This is a genomic window from Rhodoferax sp., from assembly GCF_012927445.1.
Taxonomy (GTDB): Bacteria; Pseudomonadota; Gammaproteobacteria; order Burkholderiales; family Burkholderiaceae_C; genus Rhodoferax.
In genome coordinates, this window is record NZ_JABBPD010000004.1 from 308078 (window position 1) to 327199 (window position 19122).

The 19122-nt window shown below is 58.6% G+C and carries 16 protein-coding genes, 2 pseudogenes and 1 riboswitch; of the genes and pseudogenes, 14 read left to right on the top strand and 4 right to left on the bottom strand.

The genetic code is table 11. The features are described 5' to 3' along the window. The 7 genes and pseudogenes from HHJ17_RS07010 (at position 1) to HHJ17_RS07040 (ending at position 7807) form a co-directional block, all read left to right on the top strand. A complete protein-coding gene (locus tag HHJ17_RS07010) occupies positions 1-1740 on the top strand; it encodes a protein adenylyltransferase SelO family protein (RefSeq protein ID WP_296501659.1) in 1740 nt (579 codons plus the stop codon). Between the two features lie 127 nt (positions 1741-1867). After that, on the top strand, positions 1868-3619 hold the full coding sequence (locus HHJ17_RS07015; RefSeq protein WP_296501658.1) for a SagB/ThcOx family dehydrogenase: 1752 nt from the start codon (positions 1868-1870) through the stop codon (positions 3617-3619). A 34-nt stretch (positions 3620-3653) separates the two neighbouring features. Beyond that, entirely contained in the window at positions 3654-3872 is a 219-nt protein-coding gene (locus HHJ17_RS07020; protein WP_296501657.1) for a hypothetical protein, read from the top strand. Positions 3873-3880: 8 nt separating this feature from the next. Further along, on the top strand, positions 3881-4225 hold the full coding sequence (locus HHJ17_RS07025; protein ID WP_366557534.1) for a tetratricopeptide repeat protein: 345 nt from the start codon (positions 3881-3883) through the stop codon (positions 4223-4225). Positions 4226-4344: 119 nt separating this feature from the next. Further along, positions 4345-6159 (top strand): annotated as a pseudogene (thiC, locus tag HHJ17_RS07030) (phosphomethylpyrimidine synthase ThiC); the annotation flags it as partial. Between the two features lie 363 nt (positions 6160-6522). Further along, positions 6523-6771 (top strand): SEL1-like repeat protein, encoded by a 249-nt coding sequence (locus HHJ17_RS07035; protein ID WP_366557535.1) that lies wholly within the window; start codon positions 6523-6525, stop codon positions 6769-6771. A 33-nt stretch (positions 6772-6804) separates the two neighbouring features. Beyond that, a riboswitch (TPP riboswitch) is annotated at positions 6805-6914 on the top strand. A gap of 77 nt (positions 6915-6991) precedes the next feature. Then, the gene (locus HHJ17_RS07040; RefSeq protein WP_296501654.1) at positions 6992-7807 is read left to right on the top strand and encodes a 3-oxoacyl-ACP reductase; all 816 of its coding nucleotides are present in this window, start codon (positions 6992-6994) and stop codon (positions 7805-7807) included. A gap of 97 nt (positions 7808-7904) precedes the next feature. Here the strand turns inward: HHJ17_RS07040 and HHJ17_RS07045 are convergent, their stop codons facing one another. After that, positions 7905-8537 (bottom strand): class I SAM-dependent methyltransferase, encoded by a 633-nt coding sequence (locus HHJ17_RS07045; RefSeq protein WP_296501725.1) that lies wholly within the window; start codon positions 8535-8537, stop codon positions 7905-7907. Between the two features lie 433 nt (positions 8538-8970). On the opposite strand from HHJ17_RS07045, the gene HHJ17_RS07050 reads away from it, so the two are divergent. From HHJ17_RS07050 to ispH, 7 genes are all read left to right on the top strand, one after another. Beyond that, entirely contained in the window at positions 8971-9201 is a 231-nt protein-coding gene (locus tag HHJ17_RS07050) for a CDGSH iron-sulfur domain-containing protein (RefSeq protein WP_296505362.1), read from the top strand. A 116-nt stretch (positions 9202-9317) separates the two neighbouring features. Then, a complete protein-coding gene (gene tenA, locus HHJ17_RS07055; protein WP_296501652.1) occupies positions 9318-10043 on the top strand; it encodes a thiaminase II in 726 nt (241 codons plus the stop codon). A 23-nt stretch (positions 10044-10066) separates the two neighbouring features. Next, positions 10067-10405, top strand: a complete 339-nt coding sequence (locus tag HHJ17_RS07060) for a tetratricopeptide repeat protein (protein WP_296501651.1) — start codon at positions 10067-10069, stop codon at positions 10403-10405. Between the two features lie 25 nt (positions 10406-10430). Then, the gene (gene moaA / locus HHJ17_RS07065; protein ID WP_296501650.1) at positions 10431-11534 is read left to right on the top strand and encodes a GTP 3',8-cyclase MoaA; all 1104 of its coding nucleotides are present in this window, start codon (positions 10431-10433) and stop codon (positions 11532-11534) included. 46 nt (positions 11535-11580) lie between these two features. Beyond that, complete coding sequence (locus tag HHJ17_RS07070) at positions 11581-11901, top strand: non-heme iron oxygenase ferredoxin subunit (protein ID WP_296501649.1); 321 nt, start codon at positions 11581-11583, stop codon at positions 11899-11901. A gap of 65 nt (positions 11902-11966) precedes the next feature. Next, positions 11967-12977 (top strand): lipoyl synthase, encoded by a 1011-nt coding sequence (gene lipA, locus HHJ17_RS07075; RefSeq protein ID WP_296501648.1) that lies wholly within the window; start codon positions 11967-11969, stop codon positions 12975-12977. A gap of 91 nt (positions 12978-13068) precedes the next feature. Then, positions 13069-13734, top strand: coding sequence for a 4-hydroxy-3-methylbut-2-enyl diphosphate reductase (ispH, locus tag HHJ17_RS07080; RefSeq protein ID WP_296505363.1), 666 nt, complete (start codon positions 13069-13071; stop codon positions 13732-13734). Here the strand turns inward: ispH and HHJ17_RS07085 are convergent. From HHJ17_RS07085 to HHJ17_RS07095, 3 genes and pseudogenes are all read right to left on the bottom strand, one after another. After that, a pseudogene (locus tag HHJ17_RS07085) lies at positions 13630-14418 on the bottom strand (formate dehydrogenase accessory sulfurtransferase FdhD); the annotation flags it as partial. The gene ispH and the pseudogene HHJ17_RS07085 sit on opposite strands and share 105 nt — an antisense overlap. Continuing rightward, a complete protein-coding gene (gene fdhF / locus HHJ17_RS07090; RefSeq protein WP_296505366.1) occupies positions 14415-17252 on the bottom strand; it encodes a formate dehydrogenase subunit alpha in 2838 nt (945 codons plus the stop codon). The pseudogene HHJ17_RS07085 and the gene fdhF, both read right to left, overlap by 4 nt. Positions 17253-17269: 17 nt before the next feature. Continuing rightward, positions 17270-18967: an NADH-ubiquinone oxidoreductase-F iron-sulfur binding region domain-containing protein gene (locus HHJ17_RS07095; RefSeq protein ID WP_296501645.1), complete on the bottom strand. Its 1698-nt coding sequence runs from the start codon at positions 18965-18967 to the stop codon at positions 17270-17272. Positions 18968-19122 lie beyond the last annotated feature (155 nt).

The following is a 19122-nucleotide window of genomic DNA, read 5'->3' on the forward strand; positions in this document are numbered from 1 at the left end:
ATGACAAATCGACTGTCCCAGGAAACCTCCCCAACCATCGCGACGCTCGACGATCTTGCAAAGTTGGCAAACTACTCGCTTATGGACACGCTCAACTGCGATCCTGACGCGAAAGCAGACGGAGCCGACCACGCGCCGCGACAAGTTTTTACGGGCCACTATGTCCCCATCAATCCCACGCCAATCAAAGACCCCGAGTACGTCGCTCACAGCAAAAACTTTTTTCGCGAACTTGGCTTCGCCGACAGCATGGCACAGTCGGCCGACTTCGTCCGCATGTTCTCCGGCGACATCTCGCACGTTCCGAAGCCGATGCGCAAGGTGGGTTGGGCGTGTGGGTACGCATTGTCCATCTTCGGCACCGAATACACCCAACAGTGCCCGTTCCAAACCGGCAACGGATACGGCGACGGTCGCGCAGTTTCCGTGCTTGAGGCCGTCATCAACAGTCGACGCTGGGAAATGCAGCTAAAAGGTGGCGGCCGGACGCCATACTGCCGCGGCGCGGACGGTCGCGCCGTCCTGCGCTCAAGTGTCCGGGAGTTCTTAGCGCAGGAGCACATGCATGCGCTCGGTGTGCCAACGTCACGGTCTCTGAGTTTGTACGTTTCAAAAACGGAGAAGGTCAAGCGGCCGTGGTATTCGGAGGGCTCGCGCTCGCAGGATCCCGACATGCTTATATCGGAGGCAGTCGCCATTTCGACGCGCGTCGCACCGTCGTTCATTCGGGTCGGTCAACTCGAGCTCTTCGGTCGCCGTGCGCGCAAGAAGGAACACCCGAAAGCGATGGATGAGCTCGAGCAGATTGTGTTGCACTTGATCGATCGTGAGTACGGTGACGTCATCGACAAGAAACTAAGCACTGCCGAAAAAGTGGTGTTGCTCGCGCGCGAGTTCCGCAGCCGCCTGACGTCGCTTGTGGCGAACTGGATCCGCGTCGGCTACTGCCAGGGCAACTTCAACAGCGACAACTGCGCGGCCGGTGGCTTCACACTCGACTACGGTCCATTCGGATTCTGCGATGTGTTCAACCCGCACTACCAGCCATGGACGGGTGGCGGACATCACTTCGCGTTCCTGAACCAAGCCGTGGCAGCGGAACGCAACTTCCACATGTTTTGTACGGCGTTGCGGCCCTTGCTGACATCACTGACGTCGCATCAGGACTATCTGCGACAGCTCGACGAGATTCGAAGTGGCTTTGCGACAGTGATGCAAGCGCAAATGGAGAAGATGTGGGCTGCCAAACTTGGACTCGGCACTTTTCACGCGGCGTTGTTCAGTGAGCTCGAAACGCTCATGGTGCAAACTCCTGTCGATTACACCCTCTTCTTCCGCGAGCTCTCAATGGTACCCGACGACATTGGCCCACTCAAAAAAAGCTTCTACGATGACTCCGAAGGGATGGACAAGAGCTGGTCAGAGTGGCTCGCAAAATGGAAATCTCTCATAGTCAGCGCCAGCACGACCGACGCGAATGCTGCGCAGCCCCCTTCCCGTGAGGAGCTCTCTAGGCAGATGAAACTCGTCAACCCAAAATACAGTTTGCGAGAGTGGTTCGTTGTGCCTGCGTACAGCCAAGCGACTGCGGGGAACTACTCTCTAGTTCGAGAGCTGCAGGAAGTCATGACGCAGCCCTACGCCGAGCAGTCGAAGGAGGTGGAGGAGAAATACTATAGGCCCAAGTCGTCTGAGTTCTTTGAGGTCGCTGGATTGTCGTATATGAGCTGCTCGTCATGATTTTTCGAAAACTGATCGACCAGGGACGACACACCGTAGGCGGCCTACCCGGTGCCTACGTGTGCCGAAACCGAAGCTGTGACGCGCCGGTGACGAGCGCACAGGCACTCTTTGAGTACTTCACCGTATGACGAAAATTGCCATCACACCCCATCGTCTTTCACCCCTATCGGGGGAGCCAGGTGCGCTCGAACGAGCGGGCCTTCTCGGGGGAGATGCGTCTCCCGAAGAAGTGGTCGTCGCCTACCACGAGCGGACCAAGCACCACTTCCACCGCTACGCCGCCGCGCAGGGCTATATGGACTGGGCAACGCAGCCCGATCCGTTTCGGCGCTACGCGGGCGCGGACCTGGTTCGTCTCCCGCTGCCCAAAGCGGGCCGCCCACTGCCCTATTGGCAGCTCTATGCGAGCGCGACTTTGCCGCCGGCGGCGCTATCGTTCGAGTCGGTCTCGCTGTTTTTCCGCTACGCACTCTCGTTGACGGCATGGAAGCAAGTCGGCGAGACCCGCTGGCCGTTGCGCGCCAATCCGTCGAGCGGGAATCTGCATCCAACCGAGGGCTATGCCCTGCTGCCTGCGCTCGAGGGCTTGGGTGACACACCAGCGGTGTACCACTACGCGCCGAGGGAGCACGCTCTCGAACGGCGAGCGACGCTCGACGCGAAGCGGTGGACCGAGCTGGTTGCGTCTTTCCCTGAGGGCTCCTTTCTTGTAGGGCTATCGTCGGTTCATTGGCGCGAAGCCTGGAAGTACGGTGAGCGCGCGTTCCGCTACTGCCAGCACGACGTCGGACACGCGCTGGCCAGCCTGCGTATCGCAGCAGCAGCGCTCGGCTGGAGATTGGTGCTCCAGGGCGGCGTGAGCGATGGCACCATTGCCAGCCTCCTTGGGCTTGACCGCGATGAGGATTTCACGGAGGCAGAGCGCGAGGAAGCTGAGCTCCTCGTGTTGATTACACCGGATTTTTCGATGCCGCTTGCGACCGACTTGAAGCCGCTAACGGCGCAAAGCAGTGGCCTACTTTGGCAGGGCCGTGCCAACACGCTAAGCCCAGTACACAGCGTCGAGTGGCCCGTGATCGATGAGGTTGCGCAGGCGACACGACGCTGTGAAAGCGCGCCGATCACGGAGGATTTTTCCGGCTTCCCTTCGGAGGAGGAACTCTTCGGGACACCCGTTCGCCAGGGTCTGCTCACTGTGGAGCAGGCTATTCTTGGCCGCCGCAGCGCGGTAGCGATGGATGGCTCGACGGCGATCTCGCAGGAAGCCTTTTTCCGCATGCTCGCTCGATTGATTCCGACACGCGACGGGCGAGCGATGCCTTGGGATGCGATTCCCTGGCGGCCGCGCATCCACCTCGGGCTCTTCGTCCACCGCGTCGACGGCTTGGCCCCTGGTCTCTATGCGCTCGCCCGGGATCCGGGCAAGGTCGAGATTCTCAAGGCCGTGATGGGTTCAGAATTTTGTTGGCAGCGCGTGCCCGACTGCCCACCCGGGCTCCCCTTGTATCTCCTCAAGGAAGGGGACTGTCGAGCGCTGGCGAGCACCGTCTCCTGCGGCCAGGCCATCGCCGGCGATGGCGCCTTCAGCCTGGCCATGATCGCCGACTACAGGGACAGCCTGGCCACCTACGGCGCCGCCTTCTACCGGAACCTGTTCTGGGAGGCCGGCATGGTGGGCCAGCTGCTTTACCTGGAAGCCGAAGAGGCGGGCATCCGCGCCACCGGGATCGGCTGCTACTTTGACGACCCGGTCCATGCGGCCTTCGGCATCGCCTCGCGCGAGTGGCAGAGTTTCTACCACTTCACGGTGGGCGCCCCGGTTGAAGACGGACGGCTCAGCACCTTGCCTGCCTACAACGTCGAGGAAGAACGGTGAGTATCCAAACTAAAACCTACAGAAGTATCCGGCCATGAGTAAAAACGTAGCGCAGAATTTGATTGCAAGTTACCTGGTTGAAGGCGGTATGAGGCTCGGTGAAGAGGTCGGTTTGAAAATCGATCAAACACTGACCCAGAATGAGACATATGAGACCGAACACCCGATGACGCCGCGCCAAGTTGAAGTGGTACTGGCGGGCAGCCTGATCAACCTGGTTCGGCAGAAAAGCCACAACCTGGAATACCCATGACCACAGCCATCATCCAGAGCTTCGAGAAAATGCTTGCCAGTGGTAAGGATAATACGCTGCTGCGCTTCTCCCTGGGCAGCGAATACCTCAAGGCCGGCGAACCAGTCAACGCCGTAAACCACCTGAGGCAGGCGGTGGCACTGGATCCAAAATATTCCGCCGCCTGGAAGCTGCTGGGTCGCGCACTCGTCGAATCGGGCCAGCCTGCCGACGCCTTGGTCGCCTACCGCGAAGGCATCGCGGTGGCCGAAGCAAAGGGCGACAAACAAGCCGCCAAGGAAATGACCGTATACGCCCGCCGTATCGAAAAGTCAGTTCACGAAGATCGAGGTAGGAGCAATGAGAATGACTGATGAACTCGGCTGGGAAGGTCTCGCACCTCCGAACACTACTCATCAGGCCGAACGGAAGTTAATACTTCACCGTGCCGCATCAATAAGCAAAATTCAACGTAACCCACTAGGAGAACCCAATGAACGCCAAACCGAAATTCCTGTCCGCAACCGCCACGGTGGATGAACGCGCCATCCTACCGCTGCCGAATTCCCGAAAAATCTATATCGAAGGATCGCGCCCTGATATCCAGGTAGCGATGCGCGAAATCAGCCAGTCGGATACCGCCGCTCCCTACGACGTGGAAAAGAACCCGTCGATTGTTGTCTATGACTGCTCCGGACCGTACACCGATCCCCATGTCAGCATCGACATCAGTTCCGGCCTGCAAACGCCGCGCACGCCATGGATTATCGATCGTGGCGACACCGAGGAGTTATCCGGCCCGAGTTCGGCTTACGGCATTGAACGCATGAATGACCCGAAGCTGGCCGACATGCGTTTTAACCTCACGCGGAAGCCGCGTCGCGCATTGCCAGGTAAAAATGTGTCGCAGATGCACTACGCCCGGCAAGGCATTATCACGCCGGAGATGGAGTACGTCGCAATCCGCGAAAATATGCGGCGCAAGGAGTATCTGGAAGAATTAAAAACATCCGGCCCGACAGGCAAAAAAATGGCTGAATTAATGGGCCGCCAGCATCCAGGCCAGTCATTCGGCGCTAGTATCCCGGCCGAAATCACGCCTGAGTTTGTGCGTGAAGAAGTTGCTCGTGGCCGCGCCATCATCCCGCTCAACATCAACCATCCAGAAATCGAGCCGATGATTATCGGTCGCAATTTCCTGGTGAAAATCAATGCCAATATCGGTAACTCGGCCACCACCTCCAGCATCTGCGAGGAAGTCGATAAACTGACCTGGGCGATCCGCTGGGGTGCTGACAATGTGATGGACCTGTCCACCGGCAAAAATATCCACGAGACGCGCGAATGGATCATTCGCAATTCCCCCGTGCCGATCGGCACCGTGCCGATTTACCAGGCGCTGGAAAAAGTCAACGGCAAGGCCGAAGACCTGACCTGGGAAATCTACCGCGATACGCTGATCGAGCAGGCCGAACAGGGTGTGGATTACTTCACCATCCACGCCGGTGTGTTGCTCGCGTATGTGCCGATGTGTGCCAATCGCATGACCGGAATCGTTTCGCGCGGCGGCTCGATCATGGCCAAGTGGTGCATGGCACATAAGCAGGAGTCGTTCCTGTACACCCATTTCGAAGACATCTGCGAGATCATGAAGGCGTATGACGTCAGCTTTAGTCTGGGTGATGGTCTGCGTCCCGGTTCGATCTACGACGCCAATGACGAAGCGCAGTTCAGTGAATTAAAAACCTTGGGTGAGCTGACCCAGATCGCATGGAAGCACGACGTACAAGTCATGATCGAGGGGCCCGGTCACGTGCCGATGCACATGATCAAAGAAAATATGGAATTGCAGTTGGACAAGTGCCACGAAGCACCGTTCTACACCCTCGGGCCGCTGACCACCGATATTGCACCAGGCTATGACCACATCACTTCCGGCATCGGCGCGGCCATGATAGGCTGGTACGGCACCGCCATGCTGTGCTACGTCACGCCCAAGGAGCACCTCGGCCTGCCGAACAAAGATGATGTCAAGACGGGTGTCATCACTTACAAGATTGCGGCCCATGCGGCCGACCTTGCCAAGGGGCACCCCGGTGCTCAAATCCGCGACAACGCCTTGTCCAAGGCACGCTTCGAGTTCCGTTGGGAGGACCAGTTCAATCTCGGTCTCGATCCGGACACGGCGCGCGAATTTCATGATGAAACACTACCGGCGGAGGGTGCCAAGTCAGCGCATTTTTGCGCGATGTGCGGCCCCCATTTCTGTTCAATGAAGATATCGCAGGACGTACGCGTCTTCGCCGCCAACCAGCGCATCCTGGAGACAGGAGCATTGAATATCTAAACGTGAGTGGGCAGGGCCCACAGGAGTCCCTGTCCGCGACCAAAAACGTAACGCAGAAGTTGATCGAAAATCGACCTGGTCGAATAGGGCATGAAGCGTGGTGAAGAGATCAATAGGGGTATGAGAATGACTGACGAACTCAACGCACAGAAGGCTTTTTTACGTGGGAAGAATCGGCTGCAGTATTACGAACTGACGCTAGTCATGGCGTTGCCTGCGCACAACGTTTGCTGGCTATACGCTACCTTCACGGCCGTGGCGTGTATGAGGGACGAGGCCATCGCCTTTTCTTGGATGCTGCTCGCAGCACAACAACATTTAGCCATGGCGCAGCGCGGTCTGGGCGAGCTTTATGAATACGGTTCGGGTATTGCGCCGGACATTACCCAGGCGTCACACTGGTACCGCCTCGCAACACTTCAAGGCGATTCCACCGCTCGTGCAGTACGCGAACGAGCGGAACGACAGCGAACGCTTCGGCGACTTCGTGATCCGCGCGGAATTCGTCACGGCCACGCCGGTCGGCAACCGTTTCCACGAAGATGTGGAACTCGCGTCCGACAGGCCGCTTGAGCACAAGTAAAATACGTACCGTGCTCAACAGAGCACATTCGCTAGGGGTGTTGGACGGTCTGCACTGCAGGCCGGACGACTGAGAAAGTCCCTTTGAACCTGATTGAGGTAATCCTCGCGCAGGGAAGCAGGTCCGCTCAAAGGCGTCACGCTATTCTCCGGTGACGCATCACAGGCCCGGATCAAGCCTACCTGCCAACTTTTTACTTGGAGTAAATGGATGGCAAATACAAATTTCCCCGCTACTGACAACAAGGCTTTAACGTCGGCCGCCCTGCCTATTCGTGACCAGGTGGTGTTGGTCACCGGGGGCGCCCGCGGCTTGGGGGCCCGCCTGGTGCAGTCTTTCCTACGCGAAGGCGCCCGCGTGGTGGTCAACTATCTGGGCAGTGCGGACGCGGCCCGGGAAACCGCCGCCGCATTCCCGGAACGGGCGCTGGCCATCCGGGCGGATGTGCGTGATGCGCAGCAGGTCGCTGCGCTGTTCGAAGAAGCGGCTGCGCATTTCGGCTCCCCTATCAGCACCGTCATCAACAATGCGCTCGCTGATTTCTCCTTCAACGGGGATGCCCGGCCGCATGCGGATACATTGAGCTGGGAGAACCTGGATCAGCAGTTTTCCGGTACAGTGCGGGGCGCCTTGAACACCGTCCAGACGGCGCTGCCCGGAATGCGCGCGGCCGGCTTCGGGCGGATCATCAATGTTGGCACCAACCTCTTCCAAAACCCGGTGGTCCCCTACCATGACTACACCGCGGCCAAGGCGGCGCTGCTCTCGCTGACCCGCACGCTGGCGCACGATCTGGGCCCGGATGGGATTACCGTGAATATGATTTCGGGCGGGCTGCTGCGCACCACGGATGCCAGCTCGGCCACGCCGGAGGAGGTCTTTGACCTGATTGCGGCCGGCACCCCGCTGCGCCGGGTCACCACCCCGGAGGAGTTCGCGGACGCCGCGCTGTTCTTCGCTTCCCCGTGGTCCCGCTCCGTGACGGGGCAGAATCTGATTGTCGACGGTGGGCTGGTGAAGGGCTGATGCCCGGCGCTGGCCGCCATGAGTCGGGCCACGGAGCGCATCGGGCCTTGGTACGAATGAGCATCTCAACTAGCCTCAGTTTTTAGGACAGCTTCATTCAGACCGTTGGCTTGCGCCACACGCTGGCCAGCCAGGGCTGCGCCTCAAACGGCAGGCCGGCGGGGCGGTAGTAGTGCGTCAGTTCGACGAAGCCTGCGGCTGACAAATAGGTGCGCCAAGCCTGCCAATCATGAAAGGTGCCGTAGCGCTCGCCGCTCCAGCCCTCTCGCCCATCGCCGCGGGGGTTGGAGCTGAAGAGTACGCCGCCTGGTTTCAGGGTCGCATGCAGTTCCTCTAGTATCCGCGGCAAGGCCTGGCTGGGAACATGGAACAGCACGGCGTTGGCGAACACGCCGTCGAAGTGCGCGGCCGGCAAATTGAGTTCGAGGAAATTTTGCTGCAGCACTTCGCAGCCGCTGTAGGCGCGCGCCATCGTGGCAAGCCGCTCCGCGCCCTCAAGGCCAGTGGGGTGGTGTCCAAGCTCCTTGAAGGTCTTGAGATCGCGTCCTGGACCGCACCCGAAGTCGAGCAGCTCAAACGGCGGGGGTGCCTCGATGTAGTGCAGCAGCGCGGCGATGTTTTGGCTCACGTCATGATCGCGCGTTCCGCGCCAGAACTCGTCTGCGTGATGCTCATAATGCGCCAACGTCCGTGCGGCGATGTGTGCGATAGCTTCGGAGGTCATGGTCATGGTCATAGCCGGTCATGCTATTCGATTTTTCGACGGGCCGTGAACGGCCAGAATCCCCATGGGCTGATCAGATTGACCGCCTCAGGCTTTCAGTGCCTTCAGTACGTTCTCGGCAGTCGTCGGTGCATCCGGCCAATCAGACCAAGGATGGCGTTGTGCGGCGTCAGGAGCGTGGTCGAAATCGGGCGTCACGTCATTCCGAAAAACAGCTTTCCAGTGTCACTATCCCAACCATTCGTCACGCCACTTTGACAGCGGGGTTTTATAGAAGCTTCTTATAATTCCGTGGTGTTGAAGGATGATTTGAACAACAAAAAATCCGGCAACGACAACTTGAGACTCTGGACTCTGGACTCTGCCGGATGGCACGGTTGGCAGAGCATGACATCGCAAGCAACGCCACGCCCAAGTGGCCAAGACACCCCAGGAGATCATGATGGCACGTATGGTGAAACGCACTCTCAGTAAACCTTATAAGCTTGTTATTGGCGGCGAAGAAAAATATCTCTGCCAATGCGGCTTGTCCAAGAATCAGCCTTTCTGTGACGGAGCGCATAAGCTCGCCAAGGACGAGAACGAGGACGAAAATCTTCTTTGTTGGTACGACGACGCAGGAAAACGTCACGAACATACCGGAAATTTCCTGGACATCCGCACGTTCTGAGCGGTTGTATGGACCCACCCGCAGGGGTGCTCGGCCATGCGTAAAAACGTAACGCAGAAGTTGATCGAAAGTCACCGGGTCGAAGGCCGCATGAAGCCCGACGAAGAGATTGATCTATGGAGAACCAGCACGTGAGCGCGCCACTTCTCGCGGCCCCCCAGACCTCGTTCACGGACGAACTCTGGGTGTCGATCGAGCCGATCTACGCAGCAATCCTGCGCCACCCGTTTATCGCAGGACTGACCGACGGATCACTGCCGCGCGAGCGCTTCGAGTTCTACGCCGTCCAGGACGCGCTCTACCTGCGTGAGTTCGCCCGCGCGCTCGCGATCACCGGGGGCCGAGCGCCGAAGGATGACTGGATCATCATGCTGGCCGAACACGCAGCGGGCGCGCTTCGCGTCGAGCGGACGCTCCACGAAGACTTCTTCCGCGAGTTCGATCTGAGCGCGCAAGCCGTGCTCGCCACCCCGCCCGCGCCAACCACCCTGGCGTACAACAACTATCTCCTCGCGGTCGCGTACGGGGCGCCCTTCCATGAGGCGCTTGCTGCTCTCCTTCCCTGCTACTGGATTTACTGGGAGGTAGGCAAAGAGCTGGCGCGTGCCGGTTCGCCGAATCCGCTGTATGCACGCTGGATCGGGACCTACGGCTCTGCCGAGTTCGGCGCCCTTGTCGGCGCGGTGCTTGAGGCGACGAACGAGGTCGCCGCCCAACTCGGCGACGTCGAGCGCGCAGCCATGCGGCGCCATTTCCGCACAACGAGCCGTTACGAGTGGATGTTCTGGAACATGGGTTACCGGTGCGAGCAGTGGCCATTTGAGGACGAGTCGGCCGCATGAAACAGCCACAACCTGGAATAGCCATGATCACACCCATCATCCAAAACTTCGAGAAAATGCTTGCTGGCGGCAAGAATACTGCGCTTCTGCGCTTCTCCCTGGGCAGCGAATACCTCAAGGTCGACGACCTGGTCAGCGCCGCAAACCACCTGAAGCAGGCGGTACTACTGGACCCAAAATACTCCGCCGCCTGGAAGCTGTTGGGTCGCGCCCTGGTCGAATCGGGTCAGCCCGCCGAAGCCTTGGTCGCCTACCGCGAAGGCATTGCGGTAGCCGAAGCAAAGGGCGACAAACAAGCTGCTAAGGAAATGACCGTATACGCCCGCCGTATCGAAAAAAATGGCGGGCCAGATGAAGATTAGTCAAGCTACATAACAAGGAAACCCAATGACCGCCAAGGTGATCCCCCTCGTTGACCAGCGCACCGCCAACCGTGTGCCGGTCATTCCGGCGCACGCGCTTAGCCCCGTCGGCGCGCTGGCGGACACGCGTGGCCGGCTCATGCGCGACCTGCGCATTTCAGTCACCGACCGCTGCAACTTTCGCTGCACTTACTGCATGCCCAAGGAAATATTCGACAAGGACTATCAATTTTTACCGCAAACCGAGCTGTTGAGCTTTGAGGAAATTACGCGCCTGACGCGCCTGTTCGCTGCGCACGGTGTCAATAAAATCCGCCTCACCGGCGGCGAACCCCTGCTACGCAAAAACCTCGAGGTTTTGATCGAAATGCTGGCCGCCCTCAAGACGCATGAAGGCAAACCATTGGATCTGACCCTCACCACCAACGCCTCGCTGCTGGCCAAAAAAGCCAAGGCGCTCAAGGCTGCAGGCCTGCAACGCGTCACCGTCTCGCTCGATTCGCTCGATGAAGCTGTATTTCGCGCCATGAACGACGTTGATTTTCCGGTGGCCGATGTGATCAAGGGCATCGACGCTGCGCATGACGCGGGCTTTACGGCCATCAAGATCAACATGGTGGTGAAGAAAGGCGTCAACGATCAGGACATCGTTGCGATGGCGCGGCGCTTCAAGGGCAGCGGCCACATCGTGCGCTTCATCGAATTCATGGACGTGGGCGCCTCCAACGGCTGGCGCATGAACGATGTCGTGCCATCGGCCGAGATCGTGCGCATGATCAGCGCCGAGATGCCGCTCATCGAAGCCGAACCCAACTACACCGGTGAAGTCGCCGAGCGCTGGGCCTATGCGGATGGCAGCGGTGAAATCGGCGTTATCTCCAGCGTGACGCAAGCCTTTTGTTCCACTTGCACTCGCGCCCGACTCTCGACCGAGGGCAAGCTGTACACCTGCCTGTTCGCGCAGTCCGGCCATGATTTGCGCACGCTCATGCGTTCGGGCAAGAGCGACGAGAAAATCGCCTCTGCCATAGGCTTGATCTGGAACCAGCGCGAAGACCGATATTCTGAAATCCGCACAGAAGAAACTGTGCGAACGAAGAAAATTGAGATGTCTTATATCGGCGGCTGAAAATTTCATGTGCACCAAATCTGAGTTTTCTGAATAAAGGATTGAAATGAGTGAATGGATCACGGTAACGCGGGCCGAAGAGCTCGCGCCCGGCGAGCGGCGGGTTATAAATGTGGACGACGCGCAGATCGCCGTATTCAACCTCGACGGCCAGTACTACGCCATCGAAGACGTCTGCACCCATGATGGGGGACATCTCACCGGCGGCACCGTCGAGGGTGACCAGATCGTTTGCCCTCGGCACGGGGCACGCTTTTGCATCCGCAGCGGCGCGGCATTGTCCGCGCCAGCTTACGAGCCCACCAGAACCTTCCCTGTCCGCGTAGAAAACGGCCAGATTCAAGTGCGCGATAACCGATGGGATTGATACAAATATCTCAATTGAAATTTCAACGCCCTGCGCGTACCGAAGTTAACCAGGACACCAACAACATGAGCATTGAAACCATCCGCTTCAGAAATATCGTGTCAGTGTTACCGCACGCGTCCGCGATCAACCCTCGGCCGGACCAGCAAAGAGGCGCCCTCAAGACCAAGCGCGACGAGAACCTTGCCGCCGAAAGACTGCCCAAGCCAAACTGGATTCGCGTCAAGGCGGCGTTATCCTCAGGCCGCTTCAGTGACATCAAGGACATCGTGCGCACCCACCAGTTGGTGACCGTGTGCGAAGAAGCATCCTGTCCCAACATCGGCGAATGCTGGAGCAAAGGCACCGCGACCTTCATGATCATGGGCGACAAATGCACGCGGCGCTGCCGGTTCTGCAACGTCAGCACGGGCCGCCCCGACCCGCTGGATGCCAACGAACCGCAGCGGCTTGCTGAAACCATCGCCTTGATGAAACTCAATTACGTCGTCATTACTTCAGTTGATCGCGATGATTTGCGTGACGGCGGCGCCAGCCACTTCGTCGACTGCATCCGCCAGATCCGCGCACTGTCACCCCACACGCGTATCGAGATACTGACCCCCGACTTTGGTGGCCGGCTGGACTTGGCGCTGGCAATCCTCAGCACCGCGCCGCCGGACGTGTTGAACCACAACATCGAAACCGTGCCACGCCTCTACAAAGAAGCCCGTCCCGGCGCGGATTTCCAAAACTCGCTCAACCTGTTAAAAAATTTCAAGCACGCGCATCCCGCGATACCGACCAAGTCCGGCCTCATGGTTGGGCTGGGAGAGACCGACGAGGAAATCCTGCAAGTGATGCGCGACCTGCGCGCGCACGATGTCAACATGTTGACCATCGGCCAGTACCTGCAACCGTCCGGCGGCCACATGCCGGTGCGCCGCTACGTGCACCCGGACACCTTCAAGATGTATGAGGATGAAGCCTACAAGATGGGTTTTGTGAACGCAGCATCGGGTCCGATGGTGCGCAGTTCTTACCATGCGGATGAGCAGGCAGAAAAAGCAGGAATTGTCGTGAGCACTCAGGGGTAGAGTTTGATTTTACTGATCTGTTGGCGCTGCCGATCGTCAAGTTTGAAGTAAAAATGATGGGCAGATTTTGGTTGCCATGCTAAGGAAAAAAATGGATAAAGAAATACTGCTCGCGCAGCCGCGCGGCTTCTGCGCGGGGGTTGACCGAGCAATCGAAATTATCAAGCAAACTTTAGCCCAATTTGGCGCACCAATTTATGTCCGCCACGACATCGTGCATAACGCCTATGTGGTCAATGACTTGCGCAACAAAGGCGTCATTTTCATCGAAGAATTGAACGAAGTCCCGTCCGGCAATATAGTGATATTTTCTGCTCATGGAGTCCCCAAAGTAGTGGTAGCCGAGGCTGCCAAACGCGGCTTGCGCGTGTTTGATGCGACTTGTCCGCTGGTCACCAAGATCCACAGCGAGGTCGCCAAGATGCGGAGTGAAGGACGAGAAATTGTGATGATTGGTCACACTGTCCACCCGGAAGTGGATGGCACGATGGGGCAGACCAATGGAGGCATGTATCTGGTTGAGACGGTCGCTGATGTTGAAAATCCACAGGTAAAAATACCGGACATGCTGGCCTACGTAACGCAAACCACGTTGTCAAGCGACCTCAAGCACGCTGTCGTCCAGATGCGATTCGAACAGCAGCCGCTCCTTGCCGGTCAACAGCAGAAAATGCTTGCCGCTGCAGCGCGTCAGCAGCGACATACCCATTCGCTCTGCCACCATGTGTCCCATCTGCGTGGTGCCCGAGCGCGATAGCAGGAACGGAATACCCATCTGCCCGCCCTTGATCACCATTTCGGAGGTCAGACGGCCGGTGGAGTAGAAAATCTTGTCCTCTCCGCTTATCTCATCAAGCCACATCTTGCCGGCAATCGCGTCCACCGCGTTGTGGCGGCCCACGTCTTCAATAAAATAAACCAGCTCGCCATCGGCGGCAAACAATGCGCAGCCATGAACCGAGCCGGTCTGTTTGTAAGTCGACTGCTGGGTACGGATCTTGTCGACGATTTTATACACGACAGATTGCTTCAACCGCGCATCCGGCGGCAGCACGATCGAATCGACTTCATCCATCAGACCACCAAACACCGAACCCTGACCGCAGCCGGTAGTGACCACCTTCTTGGAGGTGCGCTCTTCAATATCCGCAATGCCGTGACGAGTAGTCACGGCGACTGCATCCACTTCCCAATCGACTTGTACTGAAGCAATATCTTCAATCGATTTAACCAGCCGCTGGTTCCGCAGATAGCCCAGCGTCAGTGCTTCAGGCGCACCGCCCAGTGTCATCAAGGTCACCAGTTCGCGCTTATCGACATACATCGTCAAGGGCCGTTCAGCCGGAATCGCAATCGTTTTCAGTCGGCCGCGCTCATCCATGACTTCGACATCGTGCGCCAACTCTGCAGCGGCGCTAGACAAGAGCGGCCGGATTTTCATACCATGCTTTGCATTGCAATTTTCTCTAGTACCTGCCCGCCGCCGTAGCTGACCTGCACGGGTGGCGTACCGCCCAGCGACACCCGGATCGCGCAGTACTTGAACTCCGGAATTTTGGCGATGGGATCAAGCGCCGCATTGGTCAGTTTGTTAATGGCGGCCTCGTAATAGCAGAACGGCACAAAAATCGATCCACGCGGAGAGCTATCGTCCGCCCGTGCATACAGGGTCACCGTACCGCGCCTGGACTCGATCGTCACCAGATCACCTGGCTTAGCACCCATTGCATTCAGGTCGAGCGGATGCACCAAGGCCACCGGATCCGGCTCGATTGCATCCAGAACCGTAGCGCGGCGCGTCATGCTGCCAGTGTGCCAATGCTCAAGCTGACGCCCTGTGATCAACACCATCGGATACTCGCTATCCGGGCGCTCGTCCGCGGGGATGATGTCGGCCGGCACAAAGCGCGCACGTCCCGTTGCCGTCGGGAACTGATCGACAAAGTCAATCGACAAGCCGGGGTCGCCTTCCTTAAGGCAGGGGTACGTCACTGCACCCTCGCGCTCCAACCGGTCCCACGTGATGCCGCCGATGCTGGGCATCGTATGTCGCATCTCGTCAAATACTTGCGACACGTGCTCGTGCCAATCCAGCCCAAACTGCGCTGCCATCTGCTGAATGATCCACAAATCCTGTCTAGCGTCGCCCGGCGGATCGATGGCCTGACGCCCCATTTGCACCAGCCGGTCGGTATTGGTGAAGGTACCGGTCTTTTCGGGGAAGGCGGTGGCGGGCAGGATTACATCGGCCAGGTAGGCGGTTTCGGTCAGGAAGATATCCTGCACCACCAGGTGCTGCAGTGAAGCCAGGGCTTCGCGCGCATGGGTGACATCGGGGTCCGACATGGCGGGGTTCTCACCCATGATGTACATGCCGCGAACCTCCCCTTTTTTGATGGCATGCAACACCTCCACCACGGTCAGGCCTGGTTGGTCGTCCAGCACGCCGAGCGGCAAGTTCCAGGCCTTGGCAAAGCGGGCTTGCACCTGTGGATCGCTCACGCGCTGATAATCCGGATACATCATCGGAATCAAACCGGCATCGGACGCACCTTGCACATTATTTTGTCCGCGCAGCGGATGCAAACCCGTGCCCGGTCGGCCAATCTGCCCGGTCATCAGGCATAGCGCGATCAGGCAACGGGCATTGTCGGTGCCGTGAATGTGCTGCGATATGCCCATGCCCCACATGATCATGGAGGCTTTGGAGCTGGCATACAGACGCGCAACATATTTGATGGTGTCGGCGTCGATGCCACAAATCGGCGCCATCAATTCAGGACTGTAGCCTTCGACATTTTTACGTAGGTCGTCAAAGCCAATGGTGCGGCTGTCGATGAATTCCTGGTTGACCAGACCCTCATTCACAATGACGTGCATCATGGCGTTGAGCAAGGCAACGTCGGTATCCGGCTTGAACTGCAGGAAGCGGTGCGCAAGGCGCGTCAAGTCCGAACGACGCGGATCGCAGATCACGAGCTTGGTGCCGTTCTTCACGGCGTTCTTGATCCAGGTCGCGCCAACCGGGTGATTCTGGGCCGGATTGGCGCCGATGACGATGACGACTTCCGCCTTCATCACATCCATCACCGGATTCGACACGCCACCGGAGCCAATGCCTTCCAGCAGTGCTGCGACCGATGAGGCATGGCACAAACGGGTGCAGTGGTCGACATTGTTGCTGCCGAAGCCGATGCGAACCAGTTTCTGGAACAGGTACGCCTCTTCATTGCTGCCCTTGGCGCAACCGAAACCGGCCAACGATTTTTTGCCGTGCTGATCGCGAATCTGTTTGAGTCCTCCACCTGCAAACGCCAGCGCCTCTTCCCAGCTGGCTTCGCGGAATACATCCATCACCCGGTCGGGGTCCATCGTGAAATCGCCGCGTTTCGGCGCATCAGCGCGCCGAATCAGCGGTTTGGTCAGTCGCTGCGGATGATGCGCATAATCGAAACCGTAACGCCCCTTCACGCACAGTCGCTTGTGGTTGGCTGGGCCATCACGCCCTTCCACATAGAGAATCTTGTTGTCCTTGATGTTGTAGGTCAGTTGACAGCCGACGCCGCAGTAGGGGCAAACCGAATCAACCTTTTTGTCCGGCACGGTCAGCGCGACCTCGCGCGCCGGCATCAAGGCACCGGTCGGGCAAGCCTGCACGCATTCGCCGCAGGCGACGCAGGTGGAGAGCCCCATCGGATCGTCCATGTCGAACACAATTTTCGAGTCTTCACCACGGAACGCAAAACCAATCACGTCATTAACTTGCTCGTCGCGGCAGGCGCGCACGCAGCGGGTGCACTGAATGCAGGCATCGAGGTTGACCGTGATGCCGGGATGCGACGCATCTTGCTTGACCTGCTGTTTGCGCGCTTGGAAACGGGGTTTGCCGACGGATAACTTTTTGGCCCACTGATCGACCTCATTGTGACGCGTATAGATGGTCTCCGGCATGTCGGACAACAACAGCTCAAGCACCATTTTTTGCGAGGCCAGGGCGCGTTCGCTGTCGGTGACAACCGTCATCCCCGGTGTCGGCGCGCGGCAGCAGGACGGCGCCAGCACGCGCTCGCCGTTGATCTCGACCATGCAGACGCGGCAATTACCGGCCGTGATCATCCCTTCCATGTAGCACAGGTGCGGTATCTCAATACCCTCGCGCTTGGCAATCTGGATCAGGGTTTCTGTAGCCCCACCATGCACTTCGCGGCCATTGAGATTGAAGGTGACGAGCGGTGCATCGAGTTGCACCACTTCATTTCTGGTCATTGCGTTCATGATGTTCCTTTGCACCTTTAGGCTAATTCATGTGGGAAGTACTTGACGACACAATCGACCGGATTGGGTGCCGCCTGACCCAAACCACAAATCGACGCGTCACGCATCACGATTGACAGCTCGTTGAGCAAGGGAATATCCCACTTTTCTTGGTCAATCAAATTGGCTGCTTTGGCCGTTCCGACACGGCACGGTGTGCATTGACCGCAGGACTCGTGCTTGAAAAACTGCATCATGTTACGTGCCGCATTGACTGCCGTATCCTTGTCCGACAGGACGATCACGGCGGCCGAGCCGATGAAGCAGCCATAGGGCTGCAAGGTGTCGAAGTCCAGCGGGATCGCGTTCATCGTGGCCGGCAGAATGCCGCCCGACGCGCCGCCCGGCAGGTAGGCATAGAAGCTGTGTCCGTCCTGCATGCCGCCGCAGTGCTCGTCAATGAGTTCCTGGATGGTGATGCCAGCCGGCGCCAGTTTGACGCCGGGGTTCTTGACCCGGCCCGAGACCGAGAAGGAGCGCAATCCCTTGCGGCCATTGCGACCTTGTGAGGTGAACCAGCTGCCACCTTTTTCTAGAATTTCACGCACACAGAACAGGGTTTCAAAGTTGTGTTCCAGGGTGGGGCGGCCAAACAAGCCCACCTGTGCCACATAGGGCGGGCGCAGCCGCGGCATGCCACGCTTGCCTTCGATCGATTCGATCATGGCCGACTCTTCGCCGCAAATGTAGGCGCCGGCGCCGCGGCGCAGCTCGATTTGCGGCATGCCGGCCAGGGGCGGCGCCAGACGCAGCTTGGCCAGCTCGGCTTCCAGCAGGGCGCGGCAGCCGTGGTATTCATCGCGAAGATAGATGTAGATCTTGTCAATGCCGACAGCCCACGCGGCAATCAGCATCCCTTCAAGAAAACGATGGGGGTCGCGCTCAAGATAGACCCGGTCCTTGAAGGTGCCGGGTTCGCCTTCGTCGATGTTCACTGCCATCAGACGTGGACCGGCTTCGGCGCGGACGATGCGCCACTTGCGTCCAGCCGGGAAGCCTGCACCACCCAGACCACGCAAGCCCGAGTCTTCCATGGTCTTGATGACCGATTCGACGTCGCGGCCTCCCGAGATACATTGCTGGAGCAGTGCATAACCACCGACAGCCTGGTAGCTGGACAAATCGATAAAGCCATCGGGCACATGCTGCACCGCCCTGGCGGCGACGGTGGCCACGACGGCCTCTACGCTCGCGTTAGGCACCGGGTTTTGTCCGACGACGGCGGCAGGCGCCTGCTCGCAGCGACCGATGCACGGTGCCGCAATCACGCGCACCTCGCGGCCCAGCAGAGCAGGGAGTTTGGCCAGCAAATCGCGTGCACCCGCCATCTCGCAGGACAGGCCTTCGCACACGCGCACGGTGAGTGGTGCTGGCACGGCTTCGCCTTCCTTGACCACATCGAAATGGTGGTAAAAAGTCGCAACTTCGTACACTTCAGTTTGCGCTAGGCGCATTTCCTGCGCCAAAGCCGCAAGATGGGCTGCCGACAAGTGGCCAAAGTGATCCTGGATCTTGTGCAAGTGCTCAATCAGCAAATCGGCTTGACGCGACTCAACACCCAGTAGGGCTTGTACCTCGGCCAAGGCAGATGGATCAACCCGCCGACCTTTGGGTGCCTGACGCTTGCGCTCTTTCGAAGCGCTTTGCACGGCAATCGGGATGACTGTGTGGTTCATTGTTGTTCCTAATTAACTTAACGACGAGATACGGATGTTCGCCTTCCTACTACAGGAATATGGTTTCCGGTTACAGGCGTACGGCAGTATCCCGACAATATTCTTGTTGCTTTCGATGGCCGTCTCCATGACATGCTGTCTCCTTCATGATCGCG

Bases quoted from the DNA above. Each gene is read 5' to 3' on its own strand.
- lipA (WP_296501648.1), top strand. From the start codon at position 11,967: ATGAGCATTGAAACCATCCGCTTCAGAAATATCGTGTCAGTGTTACCG.
- moaA (WP_296501650.1), top strand. From the start codon at position 10,431: ATGACCGCCAAGGTGATCCCCCTCGTTGACCAGCGCACCGCCAACCGT.
- HHJ17_RS07070 (WP_296501649.1), top strand. From the start codon at position 11,581: ATGAGTGAATGGATCACGGTAACGCGGGCCGAAGAGCTCGCGCCCGGC.
- HHJ17_RS07060 (WP_296501651.1), top strand. From the start codon at position 10,067: ATGATCACACCCATCATCCAAAACTTCGAGAAAATGCTTGCTGGCGGC.
- HHJ17_RS07045 (WP_296501725.1), bottom strand. From the start codon at position 8,537: ATGACCATGACCTCCGAAGCTATCGCACACATCGCCGCACGGACGTTG.
- HHJ17_RS07020 (WP_296501657.1), top strand. From the start codon at position 3,654: ATGAGTAAAAACGTAGCGCAGAATTTGATTGCAAGTTACCTGGTTGAA.
- HHJ17_RS07050 (WP_296505362.1), top strand. From the start codon at position 8,971: ATGATGGCACGTATGGTGAAACGCACTCTCAGTAAACCTTATAAGCTT.
- tenA (WP_296501652.1), top strand. From the start codon at position 9,318: ATGGAGAACCAGCACGTGAGCGCGCCACTTCTCGCGGCCCCCCAGACC.
- HHJ17_RS07010 (WP_296501659.1), top strand. From the start codon at position 1: ATGACAAATCGACTGTCCCAGGAAACCTCCCCAACCATCGCGACGCTC.
- HHJ17_RS07040 (WP_296501654.1), top strand. From the start codon at position 6,992: ATGGCAAATACAAATTTCCCCGCTACTGACAACAAGGCTTTAACGTCG.
- fdhF (WP_296505366.1), bottom strand. From the start codon at position 17,252: ATGAACGCAATGACCAGAAATGAAGTGGTGCAACTCGATGCACCGCTC.
- HHJ17_RS07015 (WP_296501658.1), top strand. From the start codon at position 1,868: ATGACGAAAATTGCCATCACACCCCATCGTCTTTCACCCCTATCGGGG.
- HHJ17_RS07035 (WP_366557535.1), top strand. From the start codon at position 6,523: ATGGCGCAGCGCGGTCTGGGCGAGCTTTATGAATACGGTTCGGGTATT.
- HHJ17_RS07095 (WP_296501645.1), bottom strand. From the start codon at position 18,967: ATGAACCACACAGTCATCCCGATTGCCGTGCAAAGCGCTTCGAAAGAG.
- ispH (WP_296505363.1), top strand. From the start codon at position 13,069: ATGGATAAAGAAATACTGCTCGCGCAGCCGCGCGGCTTCTGCGCGGGG.